Origin of the sequence: Oxalobacteraceae sp. CFBP 8761 (genome assembly GCA_014841595.1) — a bacterium.
Classification (GTDB): domain Bacteria; phylum Pseudomonadota; class Gammaproteobacteria; order Burkholderiales; family Burkholderiaceae_D; genus Telluria.
Window position 1 is genome coordinate 2,006,100 of record JACYUE010000001.1, and the last position, 14,649, is coordinate 2,020,748.

The following is a 14,649-nucleotide window of genomic DNA, read 5'->3' on the forward strand; positions in this document are numbered from 1 at the left end:
GTATGCAGTTCTATGACATCCTGTGCCAGCACACCGAACCCCAGCGCCAGCAACTACTGGGCACGCCGCTGATCCAGCAGGCACTGACGGGCGACATCGACCTGCCCCAGTACGTGGCCTTTCTGACGCAGGCCTATCACCACGTGAAGCACACGGTCCCGCTGATGATGGCTTGCGGCAGCCGGCTGGGTGACGAGCAAGGGTGGCTGCGCCAGTCCATTGCCGAATACATCGAAGAAGAAATCGGCCACGAGGAGTGGATTCTGTCGGATATCGCCGCCTGTGGCGGCGACCCGAAGCTGGCGCGCGATTCACGGCCGCTGCCGGCGACCGAACTGATGGTGGCCTACGCCTACCACGGGATCGACCGCGGCAACCCGATCGGCTTCTTCGGCATGGTGCACGTGCTGGAAGGCACCAGCACCGCGCTGGCGACGCAGGCCGCGCAGACCATCCAGCTGCGCCTGGATCTGCCGGATGCCGCGTTCAGCTACCTGACGTCGCACGGCAGTCTCGACCTGGCCCATGTCGCGTTCTTCGTGAGCCTGATGAACCGGGTCGAGCGGGCCGCCGACCGCGAGGCGATCATCCACAGCGCGCGCATGATGTATCGCCTGTATGGCGACATCTTCCGCAGTCTGCCGCAGCGCAGCGCCAGCCTGGCCGGGGTCTAGCATGGCGCACATGACATGGCGGCTGGTGCTGACCGGCGCCAGCGGGGGCATCGGCCAGGCACTCGCGGTGGCCCTGGCGCCGTATTGCACGTCGATGGTGCTCGTCGGCCGCAACCGCGGGGTGCTCGAGACGCTGCGCGAACGGCTTGGACCGCATTTGGTGCGGATCGTGGTGGGTGACACGACGCAGGCGGCCACGCTCGACGCCGTGACTGCTGCGTCGAGCGAGCTCGGTGGCGTCAGCCTGTTGATCAACAACGCCGGCATCAACGACTTCCATGCGTTCCAGAGCCAGGATCCGGCGGCGCTGCGCAACCTGCTCGAGGTCAACCTGCTCGCGCCGATGCTGCTCACGCAGCGCTTGCTGCCGCAACTACGCAACGCCACGCGTGCGCAAGTCATCAATGTCGGCTCGCTGTTTGGCTATCTGGGCTACCCCGGGTTTGCCGGCTACTGCGCCAGCAAGGCCGGCCTGCGCGGTTTCACGCAGGCGCTGCGGCGCGAGCTGGCCGATACCGGCGTCGAGGTGCGGCACTTCATCCCGCGCGCGACCCGCACGCCGATCAATGCCGGCCCGGTCGAAGCGATGAACGCCGAGATGGGCGTGCCGCTGGACGAGCCGGCCGATGTGGCGCGCCAGCTATGCGCGTTCATCGAAGGCTCGGCGTGGGAGCACAAGCCGGGGCTGAAGGAAGCGCTGCTGGTCCTGCTCAACCATCTGCTGCCTGCTTTGCCCGACCGGGCCATCCGCGGCCAGTTACCTGTCATTCGCAAACACATGCCGGCGCCTGTCCGCCGCGCACAACCGAGGTCATCATGAAAATATCGCATCGCACACTCACCACATTCGTCTTGGGCATGGCGGCCTTCAATGTCGCCCTGGCCGCACCCGCCGACGACGCCGTCAGTACGCTGCAACAACGTTGGGAACAAATGAAGTACGGCGCGCCCGCCGGTGGGCAGGAGCGCGCATTCGAGGCGCTGAGCGCCGAAGCGGACACGGTACTGTCGCGCTATCCGGATAGCGCCGGCGTGCTGATCTGGCATGGTATCGTCGTCGCCAGCCACGCCGGCGCCAAGGGCGGCCTGGGCGCACTGGGCCTGGCCAAAACAGCGAAGAAGGATTTCGAAGCAGCGCTGCAGGCCGACCCGAAGGCGCTGGGCGGTTCTGCGTACACGAGCCTCGGGAGCCTGTATTATCAGGTGCCGGGTTGGCCGATCGGCTTTGGCGACAAGGACAAGGCGCGCGAGTACCTGCAGCAGGGCCTGGCGCTGAACCCGGACGGCATCGACGCCAACTACTTCCTTGGCGACTTTTTGTATCGTCAGGGTGACTTTGCCGGCGCCGAACGCTGCCTGCGCAAGGCGCTGCAGGCGCCGGCGCGGCCAGGCCGCAAGCTGGCCGATTCAGGACGGCGTGCCGAAGCCGAAGCGTTGCTGGCGCAGGTCGCGGCCAAGCGCAAATAACAACCTGCTGGAGAGGCGCGGGATGCGAATACTACTTGTCGAAGATGACGAATCGCTGGCATCGGGCCTGAAGCTCGCCCTCGGGCGGGCCTGTTACACGGTCGAACACGTGGGCGACGGCGTGGCGGCGGTCGCCGCGCTGGAACACAATGCGTTCGACCTGGCCATCCTCGACCTCGGCCTGCCGCGCCTGGACGGCATCGACGTCCTGGCACGGGTGCGGCGCGCCGGCAACGCCGTGCCGGTACTGGTGCTGTCGGCGCGCGATGCGGTGCGCGACCGGATCGTCGCCCTCGACCTGGGCGCCGACGATTACCTGATCAAGCCGTTCGATGTCGATGAATTGCTGGCGCGGGTGCGGGTACTGGAGCGGCGCCGCGCCGGCCTGTCGGTCAACCAGCTGCGCTTCGGCGACCTGGCACTGGATCTCGCGGGCATGGCGGTCAGCTGGAAAAACCAGCCGATCGATCTGCAGCACCGCGAATTCATGCTGCTCAGGCGGCTCGTCGAGCAGCCAAACAAGGTGTTTACCCGCAGCGAACTCGAAGCGTCGCTGTACGGCTGGGGCGAGGGCGTGGCCAGCAATGCCATCGACGTCTACGTGCATCACGTGCGGCGCAAGACCGATCCTGAGCTGATCAAGACGGTGCGCGGGCTTGGTTACCGTATCGGGAATTTGGCCACATGAGCGGTCGCACGAGCAGTCACATAAGCGGCCGTCGCTATTCGATCCGCCGGCGCCTGATCGTGCGCACGATGGCGTGCATGCTCCTGATCCTGGGGGGCATCTCGCTGGCCGCCCACTGGTTTGCCAGCTACGAGTCCGAGGAATTCTTCAGCGCGCGCCTGGCCAGTTCGGCGCGCGTGCTCGAAACACTGGTGGCCCACCAGCTCGAAACCGCCACCATCGGCGCGCCCATCGTGATCCCGATTCCGCGGCGGCTCGGCTACTCGGGCGGTGCAACGCCGTATGGTCATCCGTACGAACACAAGATCGCCTTCCAGGTCTGGAATGCCGAAGGGCGCCTGGTGGCCCGATCGGCGTCGGCGCCCGAAGCGCCGCTCGGACCCCTGGCGGCAGGCTATACCAGCAAGCTGCTGGGCGAGACCCTGTGGCAGGTGTTTGCCCTCAAATCGGGCCACATGTGGGTGGTCGTGGCCGAGAAGGACGAAGTGCGCGAAGAGATGGTCGAGCAGCTGGGCGCATCGGTGCTGGCGCCCGTCATCATTGGCGGCATCCTGTTGGTGCTGGCGGTCAACCTGGTGCTGGCGACGAACCTGGCGCCGCTGCGCACGCTGGCCGATGCCATTGCCCGGCGCGAGCCGGAGTCGCTTGCGCCCGTCGAACTGCCCGACCTGCCACGCGAGCTGGCGCCGGTGGTCGATGAACTCAACAGCCTGTTGCAGCGGGTGGCTGCGGCGTTCGAGCGTGAGCAGCAATTCATCGATGCGGCGGCGCACGAGATCCGCACGCCGATCGCGGCGGTGCAGCTGCATGTGCAGAATGCGCTGCGCGCGGCCAATCAGGCCGAGTGCGATGTGTCGCTTGGCGAGGCAGTTGGGGCGCTCGAGCGCACGACGCAACTGGCCGAGCAGCTGCTGACCTTCAGCCGCCTTGCGTCCGGCACCGACATGCAGTTGCAGCGCGAGGTCTCGCTGGCCGAAGTCTGCCGCGACGTGATGGCGCTGCAGGAACCCTTGCTCGACCGGCGCGGCCAGTCACTCGGCTTGTCCGCCACCCACGATTGCAGCGTGCAGGGCGATCCGTACCGGCTGCAGCAACTGCTGCGCAACCTGATCGAGAACGCGTCCCGGCATGGCCTGGCGCGCGGCGACATCGACGTGGCCATCGACTGCAGCGAGGGCCAATGCCTGCTGCGCGTATCCAACGATGGCGATCCGGTGCCGGACGAGGAGACGGAAAATGTATTCCGTCCTTATTACCGGCTGCGGCCCGGTGGCAAGTCGGGGGCCGGCCTGGGCCTGAGCATCGTGCGCCAGATCGCCGACCAGCACGGGGCCACGGTCATGATTGCCCGGAAGGCAGATGGTCAAGGCTGTGTGGTGACGGTGGCGTTTCCTCGGTAAGCGCGTCACGTCCCCATTCGCGGTATTCGACGAGCAGCGGCGTGCGCGCCATGGCCCCGAGCGGCTCGATGCCCATCGCCGCCAGGCGCGCCAGCAGCTCGGCCAGGATCGTCGTGCGCTGCAGCGACCAGGTCGACGCAAAGCAGCGCCAGAAGGTCCAGCCGGCCCGTTCGAGCACGCGCTGGCGCCCCATGTCGGCCTGCCACCGGTCCGGCCCATGGAAGTCGTCGCCATCGAGCTCGATCGCCAGGCGCCGGTCGTGCGCACCTTCCACCACCATGTCGATGCGGTAGCCGGCCGCCGGCACTTGCGGAATGACGCGGTAGCCGCGCTCGAACAACTCGGTGTACACGTCGCGCTCGAAACCGGATTCGCACAGTTCGATGAGGCTCGTGGCTTCTTCATTGGCTTCGAGGGGTTTGGCGAAGTGTTCCACCAGTGTGCGTCGCAAATCGAGCGTGGACAGTTCTTCGAGTTTCACCGAGCGTACGAGGTACATGCGGTCGCGCGCGCGCGAGGCAGCGACATTGAAGCGCTGGTCGAACTGCACGCCGGACAGCGCGTGGTGCTGCTTGCTGTCGGCGACTATCGACAGGAACATGATATCGCGCTCGCTGCCCTGGAACAGGCGCGCATCGCCGCAGGCGAAGTTGCGCTTGACCAGCTCGGCCATGTCGCAGCGCGAGCGCACCATCTTGTCGATGAGCTGCGCCTGTTCGGGCCCCAGCAGCGACACCACGCCCAGCGTGCGTCCGGCATAGGCCGGATCGCGCAGGATGGCGTCGATTTCGGCCACGATGAATTCGGCCTCGGGGCGGTTCAGACCTTTGTTTTCGCGGTAGCCGTTGGCCACGAACACGTCAATCAGCGGCGGATCGAGCCGCTCGGACGCCTTGGGAATGCGCAGCGGCTGGATGAAGCCCTTGTAGAACACGCGGTTGCTGTAGGCGATGATCGGCGCGACGCTGCGGAAATGCTCGCGCAGCATGACCTTCGACGCGGCAAACACGGTCGAGGCGATGTCGTACAGCGACATGTCGGCCGTGAGCACTGCTTCGAATGGCTGGCCCGCCAGAAAGCGCCGGCGCAGGTCGGTGATCTTGGCGGCCGAGACAAAGCCCGCTTCGGGCGAGACCTGGCGGTCGTCGCCAACCACCAGGAGCTGCTTGCCGCGCAGGACGGCCGGCAGCGCCCACAGGTCGGACTGGCTGGCTTCGTCGACGATGACGAGATCGAACGCACCGAGCGTGGCCGGCAGCGTTTCGGACACGCGGGCATGGCTCATGATCCAGCACGGCACGGCGGCCTGCGCATTGACCATCGCTTCCTGCGCGTCGCGCCGGTAGCGGCCAGCATTCACGCCCGTGCCCTTGCCCAGTTTGCGCATCGATGTGCGGTAGGTTTCCAGCGCGCTCAGGACGTTCTGGCCGGCCAGGCGGCGCGTGGCCAGCCAGGACGATTTCGACACCAGCTGCTCGTACAGGCGCGCCAGGCCCCGTTCGAGTTCGTGGCGACGCTCGGCCAGGCCCAGCATCTCGTCGCGGGCATCGATGCCGTCCAGGTACGTCTTCAAGCGCGCCCAGGTCCAGGCATCGCGCCAGCGCACCGGGAATACGGCGTCGTCGCCGTGGGCGTCGACCGGGATCGTCATCAAGCGTGTCGCCAGCAGCGCCGCGCCATGCTGCGCGACCTGTTCGGCGAGGTCGCGCACGGCGGCCAGGTCGGGCGCCAGCGCAGCGATGCGGCGCAGCTCGGCGAGCAACGCTGCGTATTCGGCGCTGACCGTGTCGGCTGCCAGGCCAGGTGTGCCGAGCGTCTGCCCGGCGAAGTCACGCAGACGCACGCCGACCGGGCCATCGGCGCCGGCCAGCACGCCATGCAGCGCGGCCATGGCGGTGCGGGCCTGTTCGAGATTGGCGCGCGCCAGGTGGCGCGCCAGGTAGTCGCGCACGCGCAGCAGGTCGGCCTCGCGGCCCAGCAGGTCGTTCGTCGGCGGCTGGCTGAACACCGCCTGGGCCAGGCGAGGCAACTGCACGTCATGCGTGGTTGCCTGGGCATGCGCGGCGCGGGCCGTGGTCAGGATCTGCTCGATGGCGCGCAGTTGCGCCACGTCCGCCTCCAGGACCGGCAGCGACAGGTCGGGTGCGAACGCATTCCAGCGCACGGCGAACGAGTGCAGGCGGTTCTGCAGCGCGGCGTAACGCTGCACGTGGGCCCAGTCGTCGCTGGAGGCTGGCGCCAGGCCGGCCACGCGGATCGCCGCGATCTGCACCTTGACGTCGCCGCCGCCGAATGACAGCAGGCCGAATGGCTTGCCCGTCTCGACTGCGCGGTTGATGGCGTCGACGGCTTTTGGATTGGCGAGTGCTTCGGTCGGCGCCGTGACGGGGCGCTGCATGAATTCGGCGCGTGCGCGCAGCAGCGCATCCATCTCGGGCAGCAGCGCCTCGAACGCGCCGCGCTCGGTGACGAATTGCGACTGGCGGGATTTCAGGCGCACGGCGTGCGCCCAGTCAAAACCCGAGGCCTCGACCTCGGCGGCGGTGGCAATGGCGCCGGCCAGCGCGGTCTGCAACGCCTGTGCCGCAGCAAACACGTCGGGCGTGGTCGCGCGCAGTGGCGGCAGCGCGCCACTGGCTTCGTCGCGCTCGATGTCGTGCATCGCCAGCAGCGTGTCGTGCAGACGGCCGATCGCCTGCGCTGATGGCAGGGCGTCGGCCGCTGGCAGCCGCGCATTGCAGTACACCAAATCCGCGCCGAGCCGGCGCCGCGCCTCGCGCAGCGCCATTGCCTGTTCGTCGCCAAACGGCGGCGCGTGGTGCGGGGCGAGCGACAACTCGTCGTCGAACCAGCCGAAACGGTCCCTGCCTTCGATGACCAGTTCGGCCATCTTCTGCGCACGCATCTCGACGCCGTCGACACTGACGGCGGCCAGCTGGGCATGCGCGATCTCGTCGATGCGGGTGTCGATGGCGGCGGTTTCGGCGTGCGCGCGGTCGAGCGCGACGCGGCACGCGGCAATCGCCTCGGTCTCTAGCTGCGGGTTCAGATGCGACAGCGTGTGGATGATCGCTTCGATCGATGCCTGGAACTGGCGCATGCCTTCCTTGTCGCCCGACAGCAGGGCGACGGTCAGCGGCCGGATCGATTCCGGGATCTTCTCCTGCAGGACCTTCAGCGCCGGCTCTCCCTTGGACGTGACCAGGATGCGTTTGCCCGAGGCCAGGTAGTGGCTGATGATATTGGCGATCGTGTGCGTCTTGCCGGTGCCAGGCGGGCCCTGGACCGTGACGCCGGGCGAGCGCGCCAGTTGCTGCACGATGGTTTCCTGCTCGCGGTTGTACGGCAGCGGGAAGTACAGTTCGCGCGGTTCGCCAGCGTTGACGGCGCCGCCGGACAGGCCGCGAAACGCAATCGGTTCGTGTTCGAGCACCGCGCTGCCGGGTGGCGTGACAAGGCTCAGCGGGCCGTCTGGCAGCGCTTCGGCGTCGTCCACGCGGTCTTTCAGGCGCGCGATGTCATCGATCAGGAAGTGGGTTGCGCGCGGCCGGGCGAAGATCACCCAGCCGTGCGTGACGACGAGGCGCTCGCCCGGAGGCGGCGCCTGCGTGGCGGCCATGTCGTAGCGGGCGTCGGCGCTGACCTGGCCGGCGATCAGCTTGAGAATCGGCTCGATCATCTCGGGTGCGAACGGCGAGATCGTGCTGTCGCCGCGCGCGGCCAGCAGGCTGCGCGCCGCGCGTTCGACGTCGCCGATACCGGGCACGCCGCAGGCCGCGAACGCATCGAGTTCCAGGTGCGCGTCGAGCTGGCGGGGGCGCAGGCCGATGGCGTGCGAGGTCGGGTCGATGTCGATTTCCAGCGCCTGCGTGATGAGCGGGTAATGGAAGTCGACAGGCGCCGGGGTGCGCAGCTGCCACGACGACAGGCCCATGCCCCAGACCAGTTCCAGCGGGCGCGCCGCTTCTTCGGATTCCAGCCGGGCCTTCAGCGCGAACAGGTCCGCATACAGCGTGATCACCTGTCGACGCGGCCGCTCGCGCGCCGCCCACTCCTGCCACGGTGGCAGGTAGGCAGCCAACCCCTGCGCGACGCGGGCGCGGCGCTCTGCATCGCGTTCTTCAACGCGCTGCTTCGCCTGGTCATCAGTGGCACTGGCAGCATCGTCATGGCGCGCATCGGCCAATGTGGCTTCATTGAGCGCCGGCGGATTGCCGGACGGGTCGGCGCCGATCAGCAGGTATGGCGCCAGCGCCGGATCGGCCAGCAGCGGCGGCGATGTGGACTCGAGCCGGTGCACGCGCAGCCACAGGTCGTCCTGCTCGGTCTCGACGTTGAACTCGATCCACGGCAGCGTCGACAGGTCGGTAAAGGTTTTCTTGAATTCGGTGACTTTCGCGAGCGTGAACGCGGAAGGGTCTATGTCTTTGGCCTGCTCGACGAGATAGTCGAGCAGCGCGCTCATGCGCTGGGCAGATGTGTGCATCGGGTGCTTCCCGGCAGGGCCGGTGGGTAAGGTGGCGGCCATTGTACAAGAGGGCTGCCATGCGTGCGGCACGCACGAATGGCGTGCGCGGGGCCATGCTAGAATGAGCGGGTCATCGACTTACCCGCTGCAGTTCCCTCCTATCTATGAGACGAGTATTCGTCATCTGCCTGATCCTGCTGCTCCCCCTGAACATGTTTGCCCTGGCCATGGCCGCATCCGCGATGCTGCCGCCCGAGCAAGTCCAGCGCAGCATCGCGTCCGAACCGCTTGTTGAGCTGGCATCCGCACCGGTGTTTGCCGACGCCTACCTGCCCGACAACTACGACTGCCAGACCAGCTGCGACATCGATCCCGATGAACCGCCGGCCGGCGCCGACGTGCACGACACCATCAACGAAGAGCTCTCGCTGCGCCTGGCCGATGTGCGCGGCGGCGCGCTCGCACCCCCATTCCTGTCCCATGCCAGCAGGTCCTGGCACCCCTTGTTCAAGCCACCGCGCGCGGTGTGACGCCTGCCTGTGCCCATTTTTTGGCACGCCCTCGCTGCGCCCTGCGCGGCGGCACGTTCACACTGATTCAAACAAGAGGTAACACATGGAATGGCTATTCGACCCCACCATCTGGGCGGGTCTGCTCACGCTCGTTGTCCTGGAAATCGTCCTGGGCATCGACAACCTGATTTTCATCGCCATCCTGGCGGACAAACTGCCGCCGCACCAGCGCGACAAGGCGCGCCTGATCGGCCTGTCTCTCGCCATGCTGATGCGCCTTGGTCTGCTGACCATCGTCTCGTGGCTCGTCACGCTGACGACGCCGCTGTTTGCGCTTGGCTCGATGGCGTTTTCCGGCCGCGACCTGATCCTGCTGCTGGGCGGCGTCTTCCTGCTGTTCAAGGCTACTGTCGAACTGCATGAACGCATGGAAGGCGTCACGCACGTGCAGACCAAGTCGCGGGTGTACGCGGGCTTTGGCGCCGTGGTCGCGCAGATCGTCGTGCTCGACGCCGTGTTCTCGCTCGATGCGGTCATCACCGCCGTCGGCATGGTCGACAACCTGTACGTGATGATGGCCGCGGTGATCATTTCGATCGGCGTCATGATCCTGGCCTCCAAGCCACTGACGCGTTTCGTGAATGCGCATCCAACGGTCGTCGTGCTGTGCCTGAGCTTCCTGCTGATGATCGGCCTGTCGCTGGTTGCCGAAGGCCTGGGCTTTCATATCCCGAAAGGCTATCTGTATGCCGCCATCGGTTTCTCGATCCTGATCGAGGCGCTGAACCAGTTCGCACGCCGCAATTTTCTGAAACAGGAAGCGCGCGTGCCGCTGCGCGACCGCACCGCCGATTCGGTGCTGCGCCTCATGGGCGGCAAGAAGCGGATGCACGTGGATGCCGATGCCGAACCGCAGGATGAACCGGCGACCGAGCCGGAAGCGTTCGGCGCCGAAGAGCGCAATATGGTCAGCGGCGTATTGGCGCTGGCCGACCGGTCGATCCGCTCGATCATGACGCCACGCTCGGAACTCACGTGGGTCAATCTGGACGACGACGCCGACACCATCCTGCGCCAGTTGCAGGCGTCGCCGCACAGTGGCATGCCGGTCGGTCGCGGCCAGCTGGACCAGCTGGTGGGCATTGCGCGCACCAAGGACCTGGTCAGCGCGCTGATGCTGCACGGGCGCATCGATGCATCGGCCGACGGCGGCATCGTGCGCGCGCCGATCCTGCTGCCCGATACGGCCGGTGTGCTGGGCGCGATGGAGACGCTCAAGCGCGCACATGGCCAGCCCGTGCTGGTGACCGACGAATTCGGGATTGTCCAGGGCCTGCTTACGCCGGTGGACATCCTGGAGGCGATCGCCGGTGAATTCCCGGACGAGGACGAGCAACTGGCCATCCGGCCGCTGGGCCCGGACCTGTGGGAAGCCGATGGCGCGGCCGATCTGCACCAGCTGGAGCAACTGCTGGAGACGGATGCGCTGGTGGGCGATGACGATTACACGTCGCTGGCGGGGTTCCTGCTCGCGCGCTTCGCGTCGATGCCCGAACCGGGGCAGGCCATCGAGCTCGATGGCTGGCGCTATGAAGTCGTCGCCGTCGAGGATCGCCGCATCGCGAAGGTTGCGATATCCCGTGTGGCAGGCGACACGGCGCCCGACGTCGTGTAAACGCTTAGCTGCCGCCCGTCGGAACTGGCACGCCGGGCGGCATGCCCAGGGTCTCGGCCCGGGCGATGGTGGTCGCAGTGGGAAGGCCGAAAGAAAACGGGACGAATGACGTCAGGGTCTGGTACGGCACCGGATCGCAGACACCGCTGGCGCTCCCGGGCAAGCAGATCCGCACCCGGACCAGCTGAATGCAGTTGGCCGCGTTGGGATTGGACGTGCAGTTGATCCGGTTTTGCCGGGGACTTGCCGGCATGCCTGTCCCGATCGGGACGGGGTCCGATGTCGCCGGGATGTGCAGATAATCGATCTTGACGTAATCGTCGGTGATGGGATCGGCAAACAGCAGGGCGCCGCGCGTGGTGCGAAACACCGCGTGGGTGCGCACATTCAGCATCGCGGTCGCATCGGAGAAGTCACTGTTGACGGCCAGCGCCGTCGCGCGCCGCGTGACCTCCTGCAGGATATTGCAGATATATAGTGCCCGGATGATGTCGACAATGCCGAAGAAGAGCATGAAAAAGACCACGGCAACCACGGCGAATTCGACTGCGGCGACACCACGTTGCCGCGTTGGCGTTTGGCGGGTCATGTCAGGTCCATCCGTCAGGGGTACAGGACGATGCGGGTGCCCAGGGACTGCTCGGTCGCCAGGCCTGCGAACTCGCCGTACAGGGAGGTCTGCGTGGCGGGAACCGTCATGAAGAATTTGCCGATGCCAAGCACCGTGGCGTCGCTGCCCGTGATCGGGCAAGCGAGCAATGGCAGGTTCAGGACGCGGCGGTTGGCAAGACTCTTGTTACTCGCCGGTGGCCCTTTGTAAAATTGGGTACCAGTCGTGTAGGAGTAGGGCGTCGGCGTGTCCGCGCTGTCGGGATAGGGTGTAGTCGTTGATGTGGTGGGATTGCCCGGCGTGTACAGGGTGCTCCATTCGGTCACGTCATACGTTGCATAGCCGGTTGCCGGTTCCGGCGCACCCGTACTGGCGTACGATGTATACTGTACCGCTTTTGCGTACGACCAGAGCGGGCCGAATTGCACGCCCAGGGTCCCGGCGGGCGCCGTATCGGGGCCTGCAATTGTCCACCGGCGCTCTGTTGTCGCCAACAGCGTAGCTGACTGCCCCGCGGGCGTCGCGCCCATCCAGGAGGCGCCGCTGTTGAAGGTGAATTCCTTGATATTGATGTCGGCGGGCGCCGTGCGGGCGTCGCAGGCGTTGGCACCTGTCCCGTAGGTGCCGAAGCGGGAATTGAGCTGCTGCGAGAGAGAATTGATCGGAAATGACGCCGACACCTTGACCGTGCCACCGGACAGCCGCGACATGGCCATCGTGCCGGTACAGACGAACGGCGCCAGTGTCGCTGTGTCAATGATCGGCGTGGCCTGCGCAACCGGATTGACGATGAAGGTCTGACCGGTGGTGGCGCCGGGCAGGTTCAGGTCCAGCAGGTTGTAGCCCACGCCCCGGCGAAAACCGAACTCTTCCAGTTCACCCCCATGGTCGCGGTGGGCATCCTCACGCATGGCGCAGATGCCCAGCGGGGTGACCTTGATGGCAGAGCGGCCGGCGATGGCGCGGGCGCTGGTGAAGGTGTCAGGGATGTCCGTGAACGTCCGGAGGAACAGCGTGGCGACGGTCCCGTACTCGGTATCCAGCCTTGCAGTATCGACTTGCACATACAGCAGATCGTCAAAATCTGTCATGGCCTCGCCGACCGTGCGCCACGGGCCGGACGGGCTGCGGGCGAATTCGATGGCAACATCCGACCAGGCCATCGTGGCCTTGCCGTACTGGTAGGTAAATCTGTCGCTCCCTTGCAAAAAGCGCTGCGAGGCGATTTCCAGTGCAGAGGCAATGCCGGCCGCAGTCCCGTCAAGTTCATGCGCGGCCGACAACGCAACGCTGTCAGCGACATTCTGGAGTTCCATCTTGCGGTGGGTGACGAGGGACAGGTCGAAGGCCAGCGCGAGAAACCCGAGAATGATGAACATGGCAGACGCGAACATCCAGCTGATGACGCCGGTCTGTTTGCCAGGGTGTGGCGGGTGTTGCCGACGCGGGCGCGCCGGCCCGGCATTTTCACTGGGCGACATAGCGCATCGTGACTTCGCTGGTCATTGTTATATCGGCAGAGCCCAGGTAATCCATCGTCAGGCTGCCGAGTAGATGATCGTGCAACGTGATTTGCACACTTGTGTGGACCTGCGTAGGCGTCAGCGCACTGCATGGCTCGCCATCGCATTGGATCCCGATGGCAATGCTATCGGTGAGCGGCACGAGTTCGCCCAGTTCCTGTTGGGCGATCCAGCGGGCAATTGCCGGAACGCGTGCTTCGTTGAAGCCACCGCCACCGGTGCGCAGTTCGGCCTGCGTTGCGGTCGCGATGTAGCGCGTGGCATCGTGCGCCGCTTTCTGCCCCACGCTGTAAAACCATGCGGCGCGCGCCATATAGAGCGGCCCGGCCAGCAGGATCAGAAACAAGGGCAGAATCAGTGCCATTTCGACCGCGACGCTGCCGGTCACCGAGCTGCGGAATCGCTTGTAGCGTACAACCATGGCGTCCTCCTTCCAGCGTTCGACCATTGCCGATACTAGAGGAAGCCTTTGGTCCCGATTTGACTTGCGGCAACTATCGCGAGAGGTGGCGCGATCGTCCTCAGCGAATACCGGGTACGCCGACGCGGATCGCGCGCGAAAAATCGCTGCCGTCGATATCGGCCTGGCGCGCCCGCGCGTTGATGTGGCCGCGCTGCTGCAGCACCGCGTACGGCACGCCCGGCGTCAGTGCGTCCTGATCGTACGCGTATTCGGCGAAGTGGCCCGATGCCAGCAGCCGGTAATCGAGCGGCAGGTCGGGTGCGATGCGGTGCGCCAGTTCGTACAGGATCGTCGTGCAGTTGCTGGTGAGCGTGTTGTAGAACTCGGGCTGGCGGCGCAGTGCTTCGGCGCGTTCCAGGTACGCCAGCAGCACGGCGCGCAGCTGCTCCGGTGTGGCGCGCAGGCGGTACAGGTAGACCTGCTCGCCGCGTGCATTGCTGCGCGTGCGGATCAGGTCGCGCTCGTCCGAGGCGATGATCACCTGTTCGAACTTGCGAAAGAAGCCGCCGATCGCGGAGAAGGTCTCGTGGCGCTCCTTGCGGATTTCGAGCGAGAACACGAGCTGTTTGCCATCCCTGAAGCCGAATGTCACCAGCGTGTGGGCGATGTGCGGCCCCATCCAGTACGACATGATCAGGTCGGCCGACACGATGCCAGCCAGATCATAGTCACGGGTCTCCCAGCGCGGCGTGTAGTCGGTCTCGGTGCGCCAGTCGAAGTTGCGCACGTTGTGCAGCACGAGGCGATCGCCGTCGACGCGCGAGACGAGCATGCGCGACACGTCGTCAGCCCACACGCGCTCGTGCGATGGCGTCAGTGAAAACCACCAGCCCAGCAGCACGGCCAGCGCCACGGCGCCGGTGACCAGCGCCCTGGTGCCGGGCCACTTGCCCGCGCCGCGTGCGATGGCGATGGTGGCGGCCAGGCCGGCCAGCGACCACAGTGCGATCGCGGCGTAGCCGCCGGGTCTGGACAGCTGGAACCACAGCGCCAGCGCGCCCCAAGCGGTGACCAGCAACACGCACACGGCAAGGACGGCGCGGGGGACGGGGCGGCTCATGATCATCTGCTACTTTCGGAAACGCTGGGGTGGTGCAGTGTAGCGGTTCGGTTTGGCAACAACAAGCGCCGTCCCGGAGCGCGCCCTGTAGAATGCCGCCTCCAAAGGG

At 66.3% G+C, this 14,649-nt stretch carries 12 protein-coding genes; 7 read left to right on the plus strand and 5 right to left on the minus strand.

Annotation, left to right across the window (positions count from 1 at the left end):
• Positions 1-2: 2 nt before the first annotated feature.
• Genes IFU00_08835 through IFU00_08855 form a run of 5 tightly spaced genes read left to right on the plus strand, consistent with a single transcriptional unit; the run spans position 3 to position 4,229 of the window.
• Entirely contained in the window at positions 3-674 is a 672-nt protein-coding gene (locus IFU00_08835; GenBank protein MBD8542385.1) for an iron-containing redox enzyme family protein, read from the plus strand.
• A gap of 1 nt (position 675) precedes the next feature.
• Positions 676-1,494: an SDR family oxidoreductase gene (locus IFU00_08840; GenBank protein ID MBD8542386.1), complete on the plus strand. Its 819-nt coding sequence runs from the start codon at positions 676-678 to the stop codon at positions 1,492-1,494.
• Positions 1,491-2,141, plus strand: a complete 651-nt coding sequence (locus tag IFU00_08845; GenBank protein ID MBD8542387.1) for a tetratricopeptide repeat protein — start codon at positions 1,491-1,493, stop codon at positions 2,139-2,141. The genes IFU00_08840 and IFU00_08845 overlap by 4 nt, the downstream gene beginning before the upstream one ends.
• Before the next feature lie 22 nt (positions 2,142-2,163).
• Positions 2,164-2,829: a response regulator transcription factor gene (locus tag IFU00_08850; GenBank protein MBD8542388.1), complete on the plus strand. Its 666-nt coding sequence runs from the start codon at positions 2,164-2,166 to the stop codon at positions 2,827-2,829.
• Positions 2,826-4,229: a sensor histidine kinase N-terminal domain-containing protein gene (locus tag IFU00_08855; protein MBD8542389.1), complete on the plus strand. Its 1,404-nt coding sequence runs from the start codon at positions 2,826-2,828 to the stop codon at positions 4,227-4,229. The genes IFU00_08850 and IFU00_08855 overlap by 4 nt, the downstream gene beginning before the upstream one ends.
• On the opposite strand, the gene IFU00_08860 is transcribed toward IFU00_08855, so the two are convergent.
• Positions 4,168-8,694, minus strand: a complete 4,527-nt coding sequence (locus tag IFU00_08860; protein MBD8542390.1) for an AAA family ATPase — start codon at positions 8,692-8,694, stop codon at positions 4,168-4,170. The two genes, IFU00_08855 and IFU00_08860, sit on opposite strands and share 62 nt — an antisense overlap.
• 167 nt (positions 8,695-8,861) lie before the next feature.
• Between IFU00_08860 and IFU00_08865 the strand changes: the two genes are divergently transcribed.
• Together IFU00_08865 and IFU00_08870 are read left to right on the plus strand one after the other, a co-directional pair.
• Complete coding sequence (locus tag IFU00_08865; GenBank protein MBD8542391.1) at positions 8,862-9,227, plus strand: hypothetical protein; 366 nt, start codon at positions 8,862-8,864, stop codon at positions 9,225-9,227.
• A gap of 85 nt (positions 9,228-9,312) precedes the next feature.
• Positions 9,313-10,884, plus strand: coding sequence for a TerC family protein (locus tag IFU00_08870; protein ID MBD8542392.1), 1,572 nt, complete (start codon positions 9,313-9,315; stop codon positions 10,882-10,884).
• 4 nt (positions 10,885-10,888) lie between these two features.
• Here IFU00_08870 and IFU00_08875 read toward each other — a convergent pair whose 3' ends face one another.
• The 4 genes from IFU00_08875 to IFU00_08890 form a co-directional block, all read right to left on the minus strand.
• Entirely contained in the window at positions 10,889-11,473 is a 585-nt protein-coding gene (locus IFU00_08875; GenBank protein MBD8542393.1) for a pilus assembly protein, read from the minus strand.
• A gap of 14 nt (positions 11,474-11,487) precedes the next feature.
• On the minus strand, positions 11,488-12,873 hold the full coding sequence (locus IFU00_08880; protein ID MBD8542394.1) for a Tad domain-containing protein: 1,386 nt from the start codon (positions 12,871-12,873) through the stop codon (positions 11,488-11,490).
• Between the two features lie 88 nt (positions 12,874-12,961).
• Complete coding sequence (locus IFU00_08885) at positions 12,962-13,465, minus strand: pilus assembly protein (protein MBD8542395.1); 504 nt, start codon at positions 13,463-13,465, stop codon at positions 12,962-12,964.
• A 73-nt stretch (positions 13,466-13,538) separates the two neighbouring features.
• Complete coding sequence (locus IFU00_08890; GenBank protein MBD8542396.1) at positions 13,539-14,540, minus strand: DUF4105 domain-containing protein; 1,002 nt, start codon at positions 14,538-14,540, stop codon at positions 13,539-13,541.
• Positions 14,541-14,649: the final 109 nt, after the last annotated feature.